The organism is Streptomyces sp. Ru73, assembly GCF_002920575.1.
In the GTDB taxonomy this organism is placed as follows: domain Bacteria; phylum Actinomycetota; class Actinomycetes; order Streptomycetales; family Streptomycetaceae; genus Streptomyces.
This window is the reverse complement of the sequence record NZ_PQSQ01000036.1, coordinates 1-14018: the sequence shown is the minus strand read 5'-3', so window position 1 is coordinate 14018 and position 14018 is coordinate 1. Positions and strand designations below refer to the sequence as shown.

The 14018-nt window shown below is 72.9% G+C and carries 12 protein-coding genes; 3 read left to right on the top strand and 9 right to left on the bottom strand.

Annotated features, from left to right (window positions below):
• Positions 1 to 149 precede the first annotated feature (149 nt).
• From whiA to C3486_RS17475, 6 genes are all read right to left on the bottom strand, one after another.
• The gene (whiA, locus tag C3486_RS17500) at positions 150 to 1139 is read right to left on the bottom strand and encodes a DNA-binding protein WhiA (RefSeq protein WP_103833642.1); all 990 of its coding nucleotides are present in this window, start codon (positions 1137 to 1139) and stop codon (positions 150 to 152) included.
• On the bottom strand, positions 1130 to 2188 hold the full coding sequence (gene yvcK / locus C3486_RS17495) for a uridine diphosphate-N-acetylglucosamine-binding protein YvcK (protein WP_181138584.1): 1059 nt from the start codon (positions 2186 to 2188) through the stop codon (positions 1130 to 1132). Before yvcK ends, whiA begins: the two co-directional genes overlap by 10 nt.
• Positions 2185 to 3135 (bottom strand): RNase adapter RapZ, encoded by a 951-nt coding sequence (rapZ, locus tag C3486_RS17490; RefSeq protein WP_374936888.1) that lies wholly within the window; start codon positions 3133 to 3135, stop codon positions 2185 to 2187. The genes yvcK and rapZ overlap by 4 nt, the downstream gene beginning before the upstream one ends.
• Entirely contained in the window at positions 3132 to 5231 is a 2100-nt protein-coding gene (uvrC, locus tag C3486_RS17485) for an excinuclease ABC subunit UvrC (RefSeq protein WP_103833641.1), read from the bottom strand. The genes rapZ and uvrC overlap by 4 nt, the downstream gene beginning before the upstream one ends.
• Before the next feature lie 278 nt (positions 5232 to 5509).
• On the bottom strand, positions 5510 to 6376 hold the full coding sequence (locus tag C3486_RS17480; RefSeq protein ID WP_103833640.1) for a hypothetical protein: 867 nt from the start codon (positions 6374 to 6376) through the stop codon (positions 5510 to 5512).
• Positions 6377 to 6380: 4 nt separating this feature from the next.
• On the bottom strand, positions 6381 to 6998 hold the full coding sequence (locus C3486_RS17475; RefSeq protein WP_103833639.1) for a papain-like cysteine protease family protein: 618 nt from the start codon (positions 6996 to 6998) through the stop codon (positions 6381 to 6383).
• A gap of 238 nt (positions 6999 to 7236) precedes the next feature.
• Here C3486_RS17475 and C3486_RS17470 point away from each other — a divergent pair, with 238 nt between their 5' ends.
• Positions 7237 to 8175, top strand: coding sequence for a hypothetical protein (locus tag C3486_RS17470; protein WP_103833638.1), 939 nt, complete (start codon positions 7237 to 7239; stop codon positions 8173 to 8175).
• 46 nt (positions 8176 to 8221) lie between these two features.
• On the opposite strand, the gene C3486_RS17465 is transcribed toward C3486_RS17470, so the two are convergent.
• Genes C3486_RS17465 through C3486_RS17455 form a run of 3 tightly spaced genes read right to left on the bottom strand, consistent with a single transcriptional unit; the run spans position 8222 to position 11197 of the window.
• Complete coding sequence (locus C3486_RS17465; protein WP_103833687.1) at positions 8222 to 8638, bottom strand: Rieske (2Fe-2S) protein; 417 nt, start codon at positions 8636 to 8638, stop codon at positions 8222 to 8224.
• Between the two features lie 55 nt (positions 8639 to 8693).
• Positions 8694 to 10166, bottom strand: a complete 1473-nt coding sequence (locus C3486_RS17460; RefSeq protein ID WP_103833686.1) for a sugar porter family MFS transporter — start codon at positions 10164 to 10166, stop codon at positions 8694 to 8696.
• Between the two features lie 5 nt (positions 10167 to 10171).
• Entirely contained in the window at positions 10172 to 11197 is a 1026-nt protein-coding gene (locus tag C3486_RS17455; protein ID WP_103833637.1) for a zinc-dependent alcohol dehydrogenase family protein, read from the bottom strand.
• Between the two features lie 342 nt (positions 11198 to 11539).
• On the opposite strand from C3486_RS17455, the gene C3486_RS17450 reads away from it, so the two are divergent.
• Both C3486_RS17450 and C3486_RS17445 read left to right on the top strand, forming a co-directional pair.
• Positions 11540 to 12538, top strand: a complete 999-nt coding sequence (locus tag C3486_RS17450) for a LacI family DNA-binding transcriptional regulator (RefSeq protein WP_103833636.1) — start codon at positions 11540 to 11542, stop codon at positions 12536 to 12538.
• Between the two features lie 430 nt (positions 12539 to 12968).
• Positions 12969 to 13970 carry a carbohydrate kinase gene (locus C3486_RS17445; RefSeq protein WP_103833635.1) on the top strand — a complete coding sequence of 334 codons (1002 nt, stop codon included), beginning with the start codon at positions 12969 to 12971 and terminating at the stop codon, positions 13968 to 13970.
• Positions 13971 to 14018 lie beyond the last annotated feature (48 nt).

Here is a 14018-nt window from a genome sequence, read left to right as displayed (position 1 = left end):
CGTGACATTGACATGGGGCTCCTGATCTGCTCAGGTGAGCGCCCCCGAGCCCCTCTGAAACCCGCCGGCCTCCGGCCCACGTCAGTACGCACGCGCCCCCGGCACCCAATGCGGGTTCCGGGGGCGTTACTGGCAAGTAAAGATCCGGTTCAGCCGACCATGCCCTCCGCGAGGTCGTCGGCGAGGTTGGACTCGGTACCGGGGATGCCGAGGTCCTGCGCGCGCTTGTCGGCCATCGCGAGCAGCCGGCGGATGCGGCCCGCGACCGCGTCCTTGGTCAGCGGCGGGTCGGCGAGCGCGCCCAGCTCCTCCAGGGAGGCCTGCTTGTGCTCCATGCGCAGCCGTCCGGCGGCCGCGAGGTGCTCCGGCACCTCGTCGCCGAGGATCTCCAGCGCGCGCTGCACACGGGCGCCGGCGGCGACCGCGGCCCGCGCCGAGCGGCGGAGGTTGGCGTCGTCGAAGTTGGCGAGGCGGTTGGCCGTGGCCCGCACCTCGCGGCGCATTCTGCGCTCCTCCCACGCCAGCACCGACTCGTGCGCGCCGAGCCTGGTCAACAGCGCGCCGATCGCGTCACCGTCACGGACCACCACCCGGTCCACGCCGCGCACCTCGCGGGCCTTGGCCGCGATGCCCAGCCGGCGCGCCGCGCCGACCAGCGCGAGCGCCGCCTCGGGGCCCGGGCAGGTCACCTCCAGGGAGGAGGAGCGGCCGGGCTCGGTGAGCGAGCCGTGCGCCAGGAAAGCGCCGCGCCAGGCGGCCTCCGCGTCGCAGGTGGCCCCCGAGACCACCTGCGGGGGCAGGCCGCGGATGGGACGGCCGCGGCCGTCCACCAGTCCGGTCTGGCGGGCGAGCTGGTCGCCGCCGGCCACCACCCGGACCACGTACCGGCTGCCGCGCCGCAGCCCGCCGGGTGCCATCACCACGAGGTCCGAGGAGTGTCCGAAGATCTCCAGGATGTCCTTGCGGAGCCGCCGGGCCGCGATGCCCGTGTCCAGCTCCGCCTCGATCACGATCCGTCCGCTGACCAGGTGCAACCCGCCCGCGAACCGAAGGATCGACGAGACCTCGGACTTCCGGCAGCAGGTCCGGGTGACGGGGAGCCGGCTGATTTCGTCCTTCACCGCTGCCGTCATCGCCATGGGCCGATCCTTCCATGCATCCGAAAAATACGGTCGTACGCGGCGGCCAGCAGCTCGGGGTCGTGCCGAGCGGAGCCGCCCCCGGGGGTCGCCCGGGAGGCGTCCCCTTGAGCGGCCACGGCCGCCAGCTCGACCTCGCTGCCGAACAGCTCCTTGGCCGCTCCGGTCAGACGCTCCCGGTCGGGCACGGCGTCCTGGTCGGCCAGCACCACGTCGAAGGCGAGTTTAGGGGCGTGTCGGGCCAAAACCTCCAAATGACGCTGCGGGGAAAACCCTTCCGTCTCCCCCGGCTGGGGGGCGAGGTTCAACGAGAGCACCTTACGGGCCTTGGTCTCCTCCAGCGCCTCGCGCAGCTGCGGCACCAGGAGGTGCGGGATCACGGAGGAGAACCAGGAGCCGGGGCCGAGCACCACCCAGTCGGCGTCCCGGACCGCCTCGACGGCCTCGGGAACGGCCGGCGGGTCCTCCGGGACGACGTGCACGGACTGCACCTCGCCGCGGGTGAGCGCCACCGTGGCCTGGCCGCGGACGGTGGAGATGTCGTCCGGGCGGTCCGGGACGTGGCCCCTGACCAGGGCCTGCAGCTCCAGCGGCACGGCGGACATCGGGAGTACCCGGCCGTGCGCGCCCAGCAGCTTGCCGACCAGGTCGAGCGCCTGGACGTGGTCGCCCAGCTGTTCCCACAGGGCGACGATCAGCAGATTGCCCACCGCGTGGTCGTGCAGCTCGCCGCCGCTGATGAAGCGGTGCTGGATGACCCGGGCCCAGGTCTGGCCCCAGTCGTCGTCGCCGCACAGCGCCGCGAGGGCCTTGCGCAGGTCGCCGGGCGGCAGGACGCCCAGCTCGTCGCGGAGCCGGCCGCTGGAGCCGCCGTCGTCGGCGACGGTGACCACGGCGGTCAGGTCGCGCGTGATGCGGCGCAGCGCGGCGAGCGAGGCCGACAGGCCCATGCCGCCGCCGAGGGCGACGACCTTCGGCGTGGCGCCCTTCTGCGTGCTGCCCCGTACCAGCCGGCGTACGCGGCGCATGCGGGGCGTGCGGCTGGTCACTCGCGCCCCATGTCCCGGTGGACGACGACCGTCTCGACTCCTTCGGAGACCAGGCGGCGGGCGAGCTTCTCGGACATGGCGACGCTGCGGTGCTTGCCGCCCGTGCAGCCGACCGCGATGGTCACGTACCGCTTGCCCTCACGGCGGTACCCCTCGGCGACGATGCGCAGCAGCTCGGCGTAGCCGTCCAGGAATTCCTTGGCGCCGGGCTGGCTGAAGACGTAGTTGGACACCTCTTCGTTCAGCCCGGTGTACGGGCGCAGCTCCGGGACCCAGTGCGGGTTCGGGATGAAGCGGCAGTCCACCACGAGGTCGGCGTCGACCGGCAGGCCGTACTTGAAGCCGAAGGACATCACCGTGGCCCGCAGCTCGGGGACCTCCTCGCCGGCGAACTGGGCGTCCATCTTGGCGCGCAGCTCGTGGACGTTCAGGCTGGAGGTGTCGATCACCAGGTCGGCGTCGCCGCGCAGCTCGCGCAGCAGGTCGCGCTCGGCGGCGATGCCGTCGACGATGCGGCCGTCGCCCTGCAGCGGGTGCGGGCGGCGGACCGACTCGAAGCGGCGGACCAGGGCCTCGTCGGAGGACTCCAGGAAGACGATCCGGCGCTTGACGTGCGCGGCGTCCAGCGCGGCCAGGGACTCCTTGAGGTTGTCGAAGAAGCGGCGGCCGCGGACGTCGACGACGACCGCGATGCGGGCGACGTTGCCCTGGGAGCGGGCGCCGAGGTCGACCATCGGCGGGATGAGCTCCGGCGGGATGTTGTCGACGACGAACCAGCCGAGGTCCTCCAGGCACTTCGCCGCCGTGGACCGCCCGGCGCCCGACATCCCGGAGATGATCACCAGCTCGGGGATCGCGGGGCTGCGGTCCTGGTCGTCGCGGATCGGCGCCGCACCCGCCTGGGCGCCTTCTCTCTCGGTCTGCTGCTCGGGGCTGCTGTCGCTCATCGTTCCTGTCCCTGTTCTGAAGGCAACGCGGCCTGCGGTGCCCCCTCATCTTCAATGATCTCTCCGGTGGCGGTGTTGACCGCCGGGGCGGCCGGAGCGGCCTGGGCCAGGGTCGCGGCGACGGTCTCGGCGGTCTTGCGGCCGACGCCGGGCACCTCGCAGATCTCCTCGATCGTCGCGGCCCTGAGTTTCTTCAGGGACCCGAAGTGCTTCAGAAGGGCCTGGCGGCGACTCTCGCCGAGGCCGGGCACGGTGTCCAGGGGGCCCGCCGTGAGCCGCTTGCCGCGCTTGCTGCGCTGGTAGGTGATGGCGAAGCGGTGCGCCTCGTCGCGGACCCGCTGGAGGATGTACAGCCCCTCGCTCGTACGCGGCAGGACGACCGGGTCCTCCTCGCCGGGCAGCCAGACCTCCTCCAGACGCTTGGCCAGCCCGCAGACCGCGACGTCGTCGATGCCGAGCTCGTCCAGGGCCCGCTGGGCGGCGGCGACCTGCGGCCGGCCGCCGTCCACGACCACCAGCTGCGGCGGATACGCGAACCGCTTGGGGCGGCCCTCCTCGTCCTTCGGGCCCGGCACGGGGCCGTCGGACTCGCCCGGGGCCGGCACGGGCCCGGAGAGGCCCGCGGGGGCCGGCACGGGTCCGGAGACCGGTCCGCCCTCGTCCCGGCCGGCCTCCTCCTCCCACTCGCCGGTCCGCTGCTTCTCCGCGAGGTACCGCTTGAAGCGGCGGGAGATCACCTCGTGCATGGACCGGACGTCGTCCTGACCCGCGAAGCTCTTGATCTGGAAGCGTCTGTACTCGCTCTTGCGGGCCAGCCCGTCCTCGAAGACGACCATGGACGCCACCACGTCGTCGCCCTGGAGGTGGGAGATGTCGAAGCACTCGATGCGCAGCGGCACCGAGTCCAGCTCCAGCGCCTCGGCGATCTCCTCCAGCGCCCGGGAGCGGGTGGTCAGGTCCGAGGCGCGCTTGGTCTTGTGCAGCGCGAGCGCCTGCTGGGCGTTGCGCTGGACCGTGGCCATCAGGTCCTTCTTGTCGCCCCGCTGCGGGATGCGCAGCGAGACGTTCGACCCGCGCCGCTCGGCCAGCCACTGCTGGACCGGCTCGACGGGGTCGGGCAGCGCCGGGACCAGGACCTCCTTGGGCACGGCGTCGCCGCGCTCCTCGCCGTAGAGCTGCTGGAGGGCGTGCTCGACCAGGGCCGCGGTGTCGACGTTCTCGACCTTGTCGGTGACCCAGCCGCGCTGGCCGCGCACCCGGCCGCCGCGCACGTGGAAGATCTGGACGGCGGCCTCCAGCTCGTCCTCGGCGAGCGCGATGAGGTCGGCGTCCGTGGCGTCGGCGAGCACCACGGCGTTCTTCTCCATGGCCCGCTTGAGCGCCTCTATGTCGTCGCGCAGCCGGGCGGCCTTCTCGTACTCCATCTCCTCGGCGGCCTCGGCCATCAGCCGCTCCAGGCGGCGGATGTAGGCGCCCGTGCGGCCGGCCATGAAGTCGCAGAACTCCTCGGCCAGTTCGCGGTGCTCCTCGGGCGAGACGCGGCCCACGCAGGGCGCCGCGCACTTGCCGATGTAGCCCAGCAGGCAGGGGCGGCCGATCTGGCGGGAGCGCTTGAAGACCCCGGCGGAGCAGGTGCGGACGGGGAAGACCCGCAGCATCAGGTCGACGGTCTCGCGGATGGCCCAGGCGTGCGCGTACGGACCGAAGTAGCGCACGCCCTTCTTCTTGGCGCCGCGCATGACCTGGACCCGCGGGAACTCCTCGTTGAGGGTGACGGCGAGGTACGGATAGCTCTTGTCGTCGCGGTACTTGACGTTGAACCGCGGGTCGAACTCCTTGATCCAGCTGTACTCCAGCTGGAGCGCCTCGACCTCGGTGGAGACGACGGTCCACTCCACGGACGCGGCGGTGGTGACCATCGTGCGCGTGCGCGGGTGGAGGTTGGCCAGGTCCTGGAAGTAGTTCGACAGGCGCTGGCGCAGGCTCTTGGCCTTGCCGACGTAGATCACCCGCCGGTGCTCGTCCCGGAACTTGTAGACCCCCGGCGAGTCGGGGATCTGTCCCGGCTTGGGTCGATAGCTGCTGGGGTCTGCCATGTCCGCCACCCTACTGGTGACCACTGACAACCCGGGCACGGGCGAGGACACCGGCCGGCACGCGTGGCGGGCCCCGGCCCGCGGCGGGATGCGTCGCCGGGGGCCGGGGCCGGTGTGGGGGATGGCGCGGTGGCGCGGCTCACGTGGCGCGTCGGCGCCGCTCACGGAGGGCGTACGGACCGGCCACGGAACGCGGTCAGCGACGCGGGGTCGTGGTGAGCCGCGCGGAGGTACGCGGCCAGCAGCGCGGGGGCGCGGTCAGCGGCGCCAGGTGGTGTTCAGCGGCGCAGGCTCCGGGAGACGAGCGCCCCGCCGATGGCGAGCACGACCAGGGTGCCCAGCGCGGTCAGCACCGCGACGAGCGGACCGCTGCCGTCCGTGGCCGCCGCCGCGACGGGCTGCGCAGCGGTGCCCGCGGCCGGGCGGTCCGCGGCGGCCGGGCGCCCGTCCGGGGCCGCGCCGGAGCCGGTGTCCCCGCCGTACCCGCCGGCTTCGCCGCGCCGGTCGTACGCCGAGCCGGGCAGCTTGTCGCCGTACGCCGCGTGCACCCGCTTCTGATACGCGGCGACCGTGGTCCCGGCCGCGCCGACCGCCCGCTTCGCGTCCGCGTCCAGCGGCAGGACGCGGTCCCCGCGCTGGACGTACCAGGCGTCGATCTGCGGCTCCCGGAAGAGCGTCCCGCCCTGGGCGGCGGCCTTCGCGGCGTACGCCGTCTCGTCCGCGCCGCTCGCGATGTTGACCACCCGCCAGGCGTCCGCGCCCTCCGGCCGCACGGTCCACACCGACGCCTCCTGGCCGTCGGCGGAGACGGCCCTGCTGGCGAGGAAGTCCAGCTTCGCCACCGGGGCGCCGGCCCGGCCGCGCACGAAGTCGGGCGAGAGCACGTAGACGGGCACGGTGGCGCCCTCGATGTGCGGCCGGGCGGCCTTGAGGGTCACCCTGCCGTCGCGGGCGAAGAAACGGGCGAGGGTCTTCAGCGTGTCCGGCGCGCTCGCCGCTTCGTGCGCCGCCGCCACGCTCGCGGCCGCCGGGGCCCTGGGCGGCGCGGGGGTGTCGGCGGCGGAAGCGGCCTGCGGGGCGAGTCCGGCGAGCGCGGCGGCCAGTACGGCGGTGACGGCGCCCCGCCCCAGGTTCCGGTGCGTCATCGGCTCAGGCTCCGATCCGGTAGAGGGAGTGCGTCCAGGAGAACTCGCTGCCATTGACGTAGTAGCGGTAATCCCCCCAGTTGTAGCGGTTGTTGCTCGGCCAGGGGTCGCCCCAGTACACCCAGTTGTTCGCGGTGTCGAAGCCGTAGAGGACGTGCATGTGGCCGCCTCCGGAGGACCACTGGATGCGGGTCTCCACGGGCCGGTTGGCGTTGATCTCGTTCTGGACGGTGCTGTAGTTCAGATAGCCGCCGACGTAGCTGCCGGGGTTGATGCCGGCCCAGTCCAGGCCGTTCTGCACATCGCCGAGCGTGGCCTGGCTGTTGGGGCAGGAGGTGCCCTGCTGCCGGCCGAAGGCGGCGTTGCAGAACTGGTTCTGGCTGTAGTTGCGGCCGAACCAGGTGGCGATGGTGTTGCCGGAGGCGGCCCAGCACCAGTTGCTGTTCTGCTGGGCCTGCATCGTGATGTTCAGCTGCCTGCTGCCGAGCGCGGTGTCGGGGGCGGCCGTCGCCGTCGCGGCGGGGAAGCCGGTGAGGACGGCGGCGACGGCCGCGATCAGGGGCCATCTGCGGCGCCCGGCGCGGGGCCGGGACGGACGTGTGCGGCGGGACGGGCGGTGCATGGCGGTCCTCCCGAGGGGGGTGGGAAGAGGGAGAGGAACGCATCCGGATGATGCTGAGGAGCATCGGGTGTTGTCCGGGGCAGGTCAACACGCTTCAATGCGGGGTGACGCGGGGGTGTGGACGGACGGGCCCGGAAGTGAACGTCCCCTGCCCGGCGATCTGCGAGGAACGGACAGCGCCAGCGGGACGTGTGAACTCCGGTTGTGAACGTTCACCCCGCGCACCGGAGGGTTGGCCATGGCACAGGACACCGCCGCATCGGCAGAGCTGGCACAGCTGCTGCGCACCGGCCCGTTCCACCTCGCCCTGCGCGCCGCGCTGGCCGAACGGGGCCTCGCCCTGCACCGCGTCCAGTACAAGCTCGCGCAGCGCGGCATCAAGGTCGGCGTCACCAGCCTCAGTTACTGGCAGCAGGGCGCCCGTCGCCCGCAGCGCCCGGAGTCGCTGCGCGCGGTGACCGCCCTGGAGGAGGTGCTGGAGCTGCCGGCCGGCGCGCTGACCCGGCTGCTGGAGTCGCAGACCCCGGTGTACCCGGACGTGGAGCGCCCCACGGGCCGTTCGTACCGCACGCTCACCGAGGACTCCGACGTGGTGCGCAAGCTCCTCGCCGACCTGGGAGCGCCCACGGACGGCGGGCTGCACACCGTGGGGCAGTCGGAGCGGGTGCTCATAGGGGCGCGGCGCGAGCTGCTGGACCGCGAGTCGCAGCACGTGGTGCGCGCCCACCGGGACGGCATCGACCGGTACGTCGCCATCCACTGCGGCGACGAGGGCGCCGACCCGGCCCGGGTGACCGTGCGGGCCACGGAGAACTGCCGGGTGGGCCGGGTGCGGTACGTCTCCGAGGCGCCGCTCGTGGTCGCCGAGCTGCTCTTCGACACCCGGCTGCGGACCGGCGACACGTACGTCTTCTCCTACGGGTTCCGCGACGGCACGGCGGGCGAGAGCACCGAGTACCTGCGCGGCTTCCCGTTCCCCGGCGGGCAGTACGTGCTTCAGGTGCGTTTCGACGAGGCGGCGCTCCCGGTGCGCTGCGGCCGCTTCGCCCAGGCGTCGACGACCGCGCCGCGCACCGCCCGGCAGGACCTGACCCTCACGGGCCGGCACCGCGCCGTCCACCTGGTCGACCAGTCCGTACGCCCCGGCCTGCTCGGCATCGAATGGGACTGGGGCTGAGCCCTTCGGGGCCCGCGGGAAGCGGTCCTTCGGGGCGGGTGCGGGCTCAGCCCGCGATCAGCTTGCCGTCCTTGACCTTGACCGGGACCTCTTCCAGCGGCGTGGTCGCCGGACCGTGCACCGGCTTTCCGGTGGCCACGTCGAACCGGCTCCCGTGCAGCGGGCAGGTCGCCACTTCCTTGTCCAGCTTGTTCAGCACCGCGCCCTGGTGCGTGCACACCGAGCTGAAGCACGTGAACTTCCCCTTGGCCGGCTGCGCGACGACCAGCTTCTCGTCCGGATACAGCTTGGCGCCGCCCACCGGCACCTCCGAGGCCGCGCCCAGCTCCCTCTCCTGGGTGGGCGCCTTCGGGGCCGAACCCGACCCCGAACCGCCCGCCGAGCACGCGGCGGCGCCGACGCACGCGATGCCCGCGAGCGCGGCCCCTCGCAGCACGGTACGGCGGTGGAGGGGCTCGCTCATGGTCATGACTCCTGCGTTCCGGGGGCGGGATGCCTGCCCCCGGGGCGCGTGTCCCTCAGGGGACGCGCGCGCTCTCAGGGGTGGCGCTGCTGCCCGACGATACCGGGACGGAATCCGCGCCCCCGGCCGGGTCCGCCGTACCCCGCAGCAGGTCCTGCTCGATCGCCTCCAGGCTGCGCCCCTTCGTCTCCGGGAGCAGCTTCCGCACGAACACGAAGGCGAGGAAGGTCGTCACCGCGAAGAAGAGGAAGTTGACGCCGGCCCCGAAGGCGTCCAGGAGCGAGGGGAAGACCAGCGCGACCACCATGTTGAACAGCCAGTTGAAGATCACGCACAGGCTGACCGCCGCGGCGCGCAGCCGCATCGGGAACAGCTCCGGCAGCATCACCCACTGCACCGGCCCCCAGGAGACGGCGAACGACGCGATGTACAGCCCGATCCCGAGCAGCGTCAGCGTGGAGAGCAGCGCGCCATAACCCAGCCCCGAGAGGTTGGTGACGGCCAGCACCACCATCGCCACGCACATGCCCAGCGCGCCCCACAGGAGCAGCGGCTTGCGTCCCTTGCGGTCGATCAGCCGCATCGCGGGCAGCGTCATCAGCATGTTCAGCGCGCCGACGCCCATGGTGGCGATGATCGCGCCGCTGTCCCCGAAGCCGACGTTGGTCAGCAGCCGGGGCGCGTAGTAGATGATCGTGTTGATGCCGACGAAGTTCTGGAAGAACACCAGCAGCATCCCGACCACGAAGACCGGCCGCAGCTTCGGCGACAGCAGGTGCCGGAACGTCAGGCTCTCGGTCTGCTCGCGCTCGGTCCGTACGGTCTCCTCGATCTCGGCCAGCTCGGCCCTGGCCGCCTCGCCCTCCCCGCGGAGCTGGAACAGCACCCGCCGGGCCTCGTCGCCGCGTCCCCTGCCGACCAGCCAGCGCGGGCTCTCCGGCTGCGTGATGATGCCGATCGCGAGCACCGCGGCCGGCACCACGCCGAGTCCGATCATCCAGCGCCAGGCGCCGGAGCCGTGGAAGGCGTAGTCGGTCAGGTACGCGAGGAAGATGCCGACCGTGACCAGCAGCTGCATCAGCGAGGCCAGCCCGCCGCGCACGTGCTTGGGCGCCAGCTCGGTCAGGTACAGCGGGACGACGACGGACGCGATGCCGACGCCGATGCCCAGCACGAACCGGAAGACGATCAGCGCCCAGACGTGCGTGGCGAGCGCGGCGCCGAGCGTGCCGAGGATGAAGACCCCGGAGGCGGCGAGGATCAGCCGCCTCCGGCCCCAGGAGTCCGACAGCCGCCCGGACAGGCCGGCGCCCAGCATCGCGCCGACCAGCAGCCCGGAGACGACCATGCCCTCCAGCAGCGGGCTCATGGGGAGGTCCCGCTTGATGTAGAGCAGCGCTCCGGAGATCACGCCGGTGTCGTAGCCCCACAGGATGCCGCCGAGGGCTCCGAAGACCCAGATCAGCGCGTTCCTGAGGCGCGAGGCGCCGGGCGTGCCCGGCGTCGCGGTCGCGGTGGACGAGGACATGGCGGTCACCCCTTCTCCGGCCGGCCCACCGGCCCGTTCGGCGCGATGTGGATCTTGCGGCCGGCCCCGGACCTGAAGCGGGCCACCGCGGTGTCGAAGTCCTCCAGCTCGATCACGTCGCTGACCAGCGGGTCCAGGTCGAGCCCGGAGGCGAGCACGTCGATGGCGGGCTGGAAGCTGTTGTGCACGGCCATCGAGCCGATGATGTCGATCTCGCTGTTGTAGACGAGGTACGGCGAGAACGACGCCTTGCGGGACGGGTCCGTCACACCGAACTGCAGGAACGTGCCGCCCTTGCGGACGCGCCCCAGCCCGTCCTCGATGGCGGGCACGGCGCCGGTGGCGTCGATGACCACCTCGAAACCCGGCCCCTTGCCCAGCGCCAGCTTGTCCGCGCTGGTCACGGCCGCGTCCAGGCCGAACGACTCGGCGAACTCCAGCCGCTCCTCGTTCAGGTCCACCACCGAGACGGAGGCGGCGCCCGCGGTCCGTACGAGAGCCGCCATCATCAGGCCCATCGTGCCCGCGCCGTAGATCAGGTAGTGCTCACCGGGGCGGCGCGGCAGCCGGTTCAGGCCGTGCACGGCGCAGGAGAGCGGCTCGATCAGGCCGGCCGACGCCTCGGAGAAGGACGCCGGGATGACGTAGCAGCAGCGTGCCGGGACGGCCACCTGCTCGGCGAAGCCGCCCGCCTGCGTGACGCCGACCGCCCGGTAGTCCTCGCAGAGGTTCCCGCGGCCGATCCGGCAGTAGTGACAGGCACCGCACGGCATGTTGGGGTCCACGGCGACCCGGTCGCCGACGGCCGGCACGGTGACGCCCTCGCCGACCGCCACGACCTCACCGGTCAGCTCGTGGCCGGGGATCACGGGGTACGTCACCGGCGGCAGCTCGCCGCCGAGGATGTGCATGTCCGTCCCGCACAGGCCGCACGAGGAGACGCGGACGACGACCTCGCCGGGTTCGGGCCGGGGGTCCGGCACGTCGGCCGGGGCGGCTCGGCCCGGCTCGGTGACCACGACAGCGCGCATATCGCGCCTCCACTTCGTTGTGCTGCGGCTTCTGGGTGCTGCTTGGTTGTACTGGTGCTGCTGGGTGCGGGGCTTGCACGCCGGTACCCGGCCGGCCGGACGCCCACTCCGTCGCGTCCCGCTCCGGGTCCGGGACACACCGTTCCCGGCCCGTGTCCCGTCCGCGTCCGTGTTCCGTCCGCGTCCGTAACCCTGTTGCGTCCGTATTTCGGTTGCCGGGAGGCTAGCTCGCACGTAAACGCTTACGCAAGCGTTTACGGCACGCTTCTCATGCGTTACGGTTTCTCCAAAATCACGCACGCCGTCGGACACGTCGGCCACGTCAGGGAGGGACGGCACCGTATGGCGACGATGGTGGATGTCGCACGTCGCGCGGGTGTTTCCGTGGCGACGGTCTCGCACGTCCTGAACGAGACCCGCCCCGTACGGCCCGACACCCGCAAGTCCGTCCTGGATGCGATCGACGAGCTGGGATACACCCACAACACGCTCGCCCGGTCCCTGGTGACCTCGCGCACCCACTCCATCGGCCTCGCGGTCTCCGCGATCAGCAATCCGTACTTCACCGAGATCCTCCAGGGCGTCGAGGCGGGCGCGCTGGAGGCCGGGTACAGCCTGCTGATCGCCGATCCGCACGACGACCCGGCGCACGAGCGCAAAGTCGTGCAGCTGCTGCACGAACGACGCGTGGACGGCATGATCGTCGCGCCCTCCGCCGAACCGGCCGCGCTCGTCGACTACGTCACCAAGCGCGAGGTCCCCACCGTCTTCCTGGACCGCCTGGTCGGTGACGGTTACGACCAGGTGTGCGCCGAGAGCACCGCTCCCGTACGGCAGCTGGTCGAGCACCTGGCCGATCTGGGCCACACCCGGATCGGCCTGATCGCGGGCCTCCCGGGCCTGAGCACGACCACCGAGCGCGTCGCCGGCTACCGGGAGGGCCTGCGCTCCCGCGGGCTGCCGTTCGCACCCGAGCTGCTCGCGGGCGGCAACTCCGAGGCCGAGGGCGCCGAGGACGCCACCCGGCACCTCCTCGCCGCGCCCGAACCGCCCACCGCCGTGATCACCGCCAACAACGCCATGACCATCGGCGCTCTGAAGGCCCTCGGCGAACTGGGCCTCCAGGTACCGCACGACATCGCCCTCGCCTGCTTCGACGACTTCTCCTGGGCGGACCTCTTCTCCCCGCGCCTCACCGCGATCTCCCAGCCCAGCCGCGAGATCGGCGCCGCCGCCGTCCGGCTCCTCCTCGACCGCCTGGAGTCCCCCGGCCGCGCGCCCCGCACGATCCGCCTCCCCTGCACCTTCATCCACCGCTCGTCGTGCGGGTGCGGGGCGTGAGGGGGGTGCGGGGCGCCGGGGCTGCCTCTTACGGCACCCGGCCCGCGGTGGCGCCGCCGGGTGCCGACGCCCGCGGGGCGACGGCAGGTCCGAACCGCCCTCCGGCGGCCACCCCGCGCCGCCCACCCGCCGACGTGCGCCGCCCACCTGCTGATGTGCGGCACCCACCCACCGATGTGCGGCGCTCACCCGCCGATGTGCGGCACCCACCTGACGACGTGCGGCAGTACCGCACGACGCCCCCACGTACGCCCGTACACCCCCGTACAGCCTCTGCTCGGCCCGGCCGGTACGACCGGCACCGCCGGTACGTCCGGCACCACTGGTACGGCCACCATCGCTGGTACGCCCGGTGCAGCCGGTACAACCAGTGCAGCTGGTACGACCGGTACGACCGGTGCGAGCGGACCGGCCCCGGAAAGGACCTCTCGTGATCGTCGTCGCCGGCGAAGCCCTCATCGACCTCGTCCCCGCGAGCGCCGCGGACGACGAGCATGCCCCCGCGTCCCCCGCGTCGCCCGCGGGCACCGCGGCGGCCGCGCTGCCGTCGCTGTCCCCGCGGCGGGGCGGCGGCCCGTACAACACCGCGGTCGCGCTGGGCCGACTCGGCTCGCCGGCCGCCTTCTGCTCGCGGGTCTCGACCGACGCGTTCGGCGCTTCCCTGCTGGACGGCCTGGGCGCCGCGGGCGTCGACACCTCGCTGGTCCAGCGGGGCCCCGAGCCCACCACGCTCGCCCTCGCCGACATCAGCCCGGACGGCTCGGCCGGCTACGGCTTCTACGTCGAGGGCACCGCCGACCGGCTCTTCACCCTGCCGCCCGCGCTCCCCGACGGCGTACGCGCCCTCTCCCTCGGCACCTGCTCGCTCGTCCTGGAACCGGGCGCGAGCGCGTACGAAGCGCTGATGCGGCGCGAGGCAGCCCGCGGCGTGTTCACCGCGCTGGACCCGAACATCCGCGCCGGACTGATCGCCGACCCGGACGCCTACCGGGCCCGATTCCGGTCCTGGCTGCCGCACGTCGCGCTGCTCAAGCTCTCCGAGGAGGACGCCCGCTGGCTGGCCGGCGCCGACGGGCTGCCGGAGGGCGCGGCCGCCGACGCGGTCGCGGGCGCCGTGAAGGAGTGGCTGGCCGCCGGTCCCGCGGCCGTCGTCCTGACCCGGGGCGGCGACGGGCTGACCGTCACGACCGCCACCGACGAGGTGTCCGTACCCGGCGAACGCGTCGACGTCGTGGACACGATCGGCGCCGGCGACACGGTCAACGCCGCCCTGCTGCACCGCCTGGACGCGCATCACGCGCTCTCCCCCGCAGCGCTGGCGGCCCTGGACGCGGACGCCTGGCGCGACATCCTCGCCTACGCGGCCCGCGCCGCGGCCCTCACCTGCTCCCGCCCCGGCGCGGAACCTCCGTACGCTTCCGAACTCGCCTGAGGACAAGCGGGCAGGCCGGCCTCGACTGCGACGGGCCGTCGCTGTCGA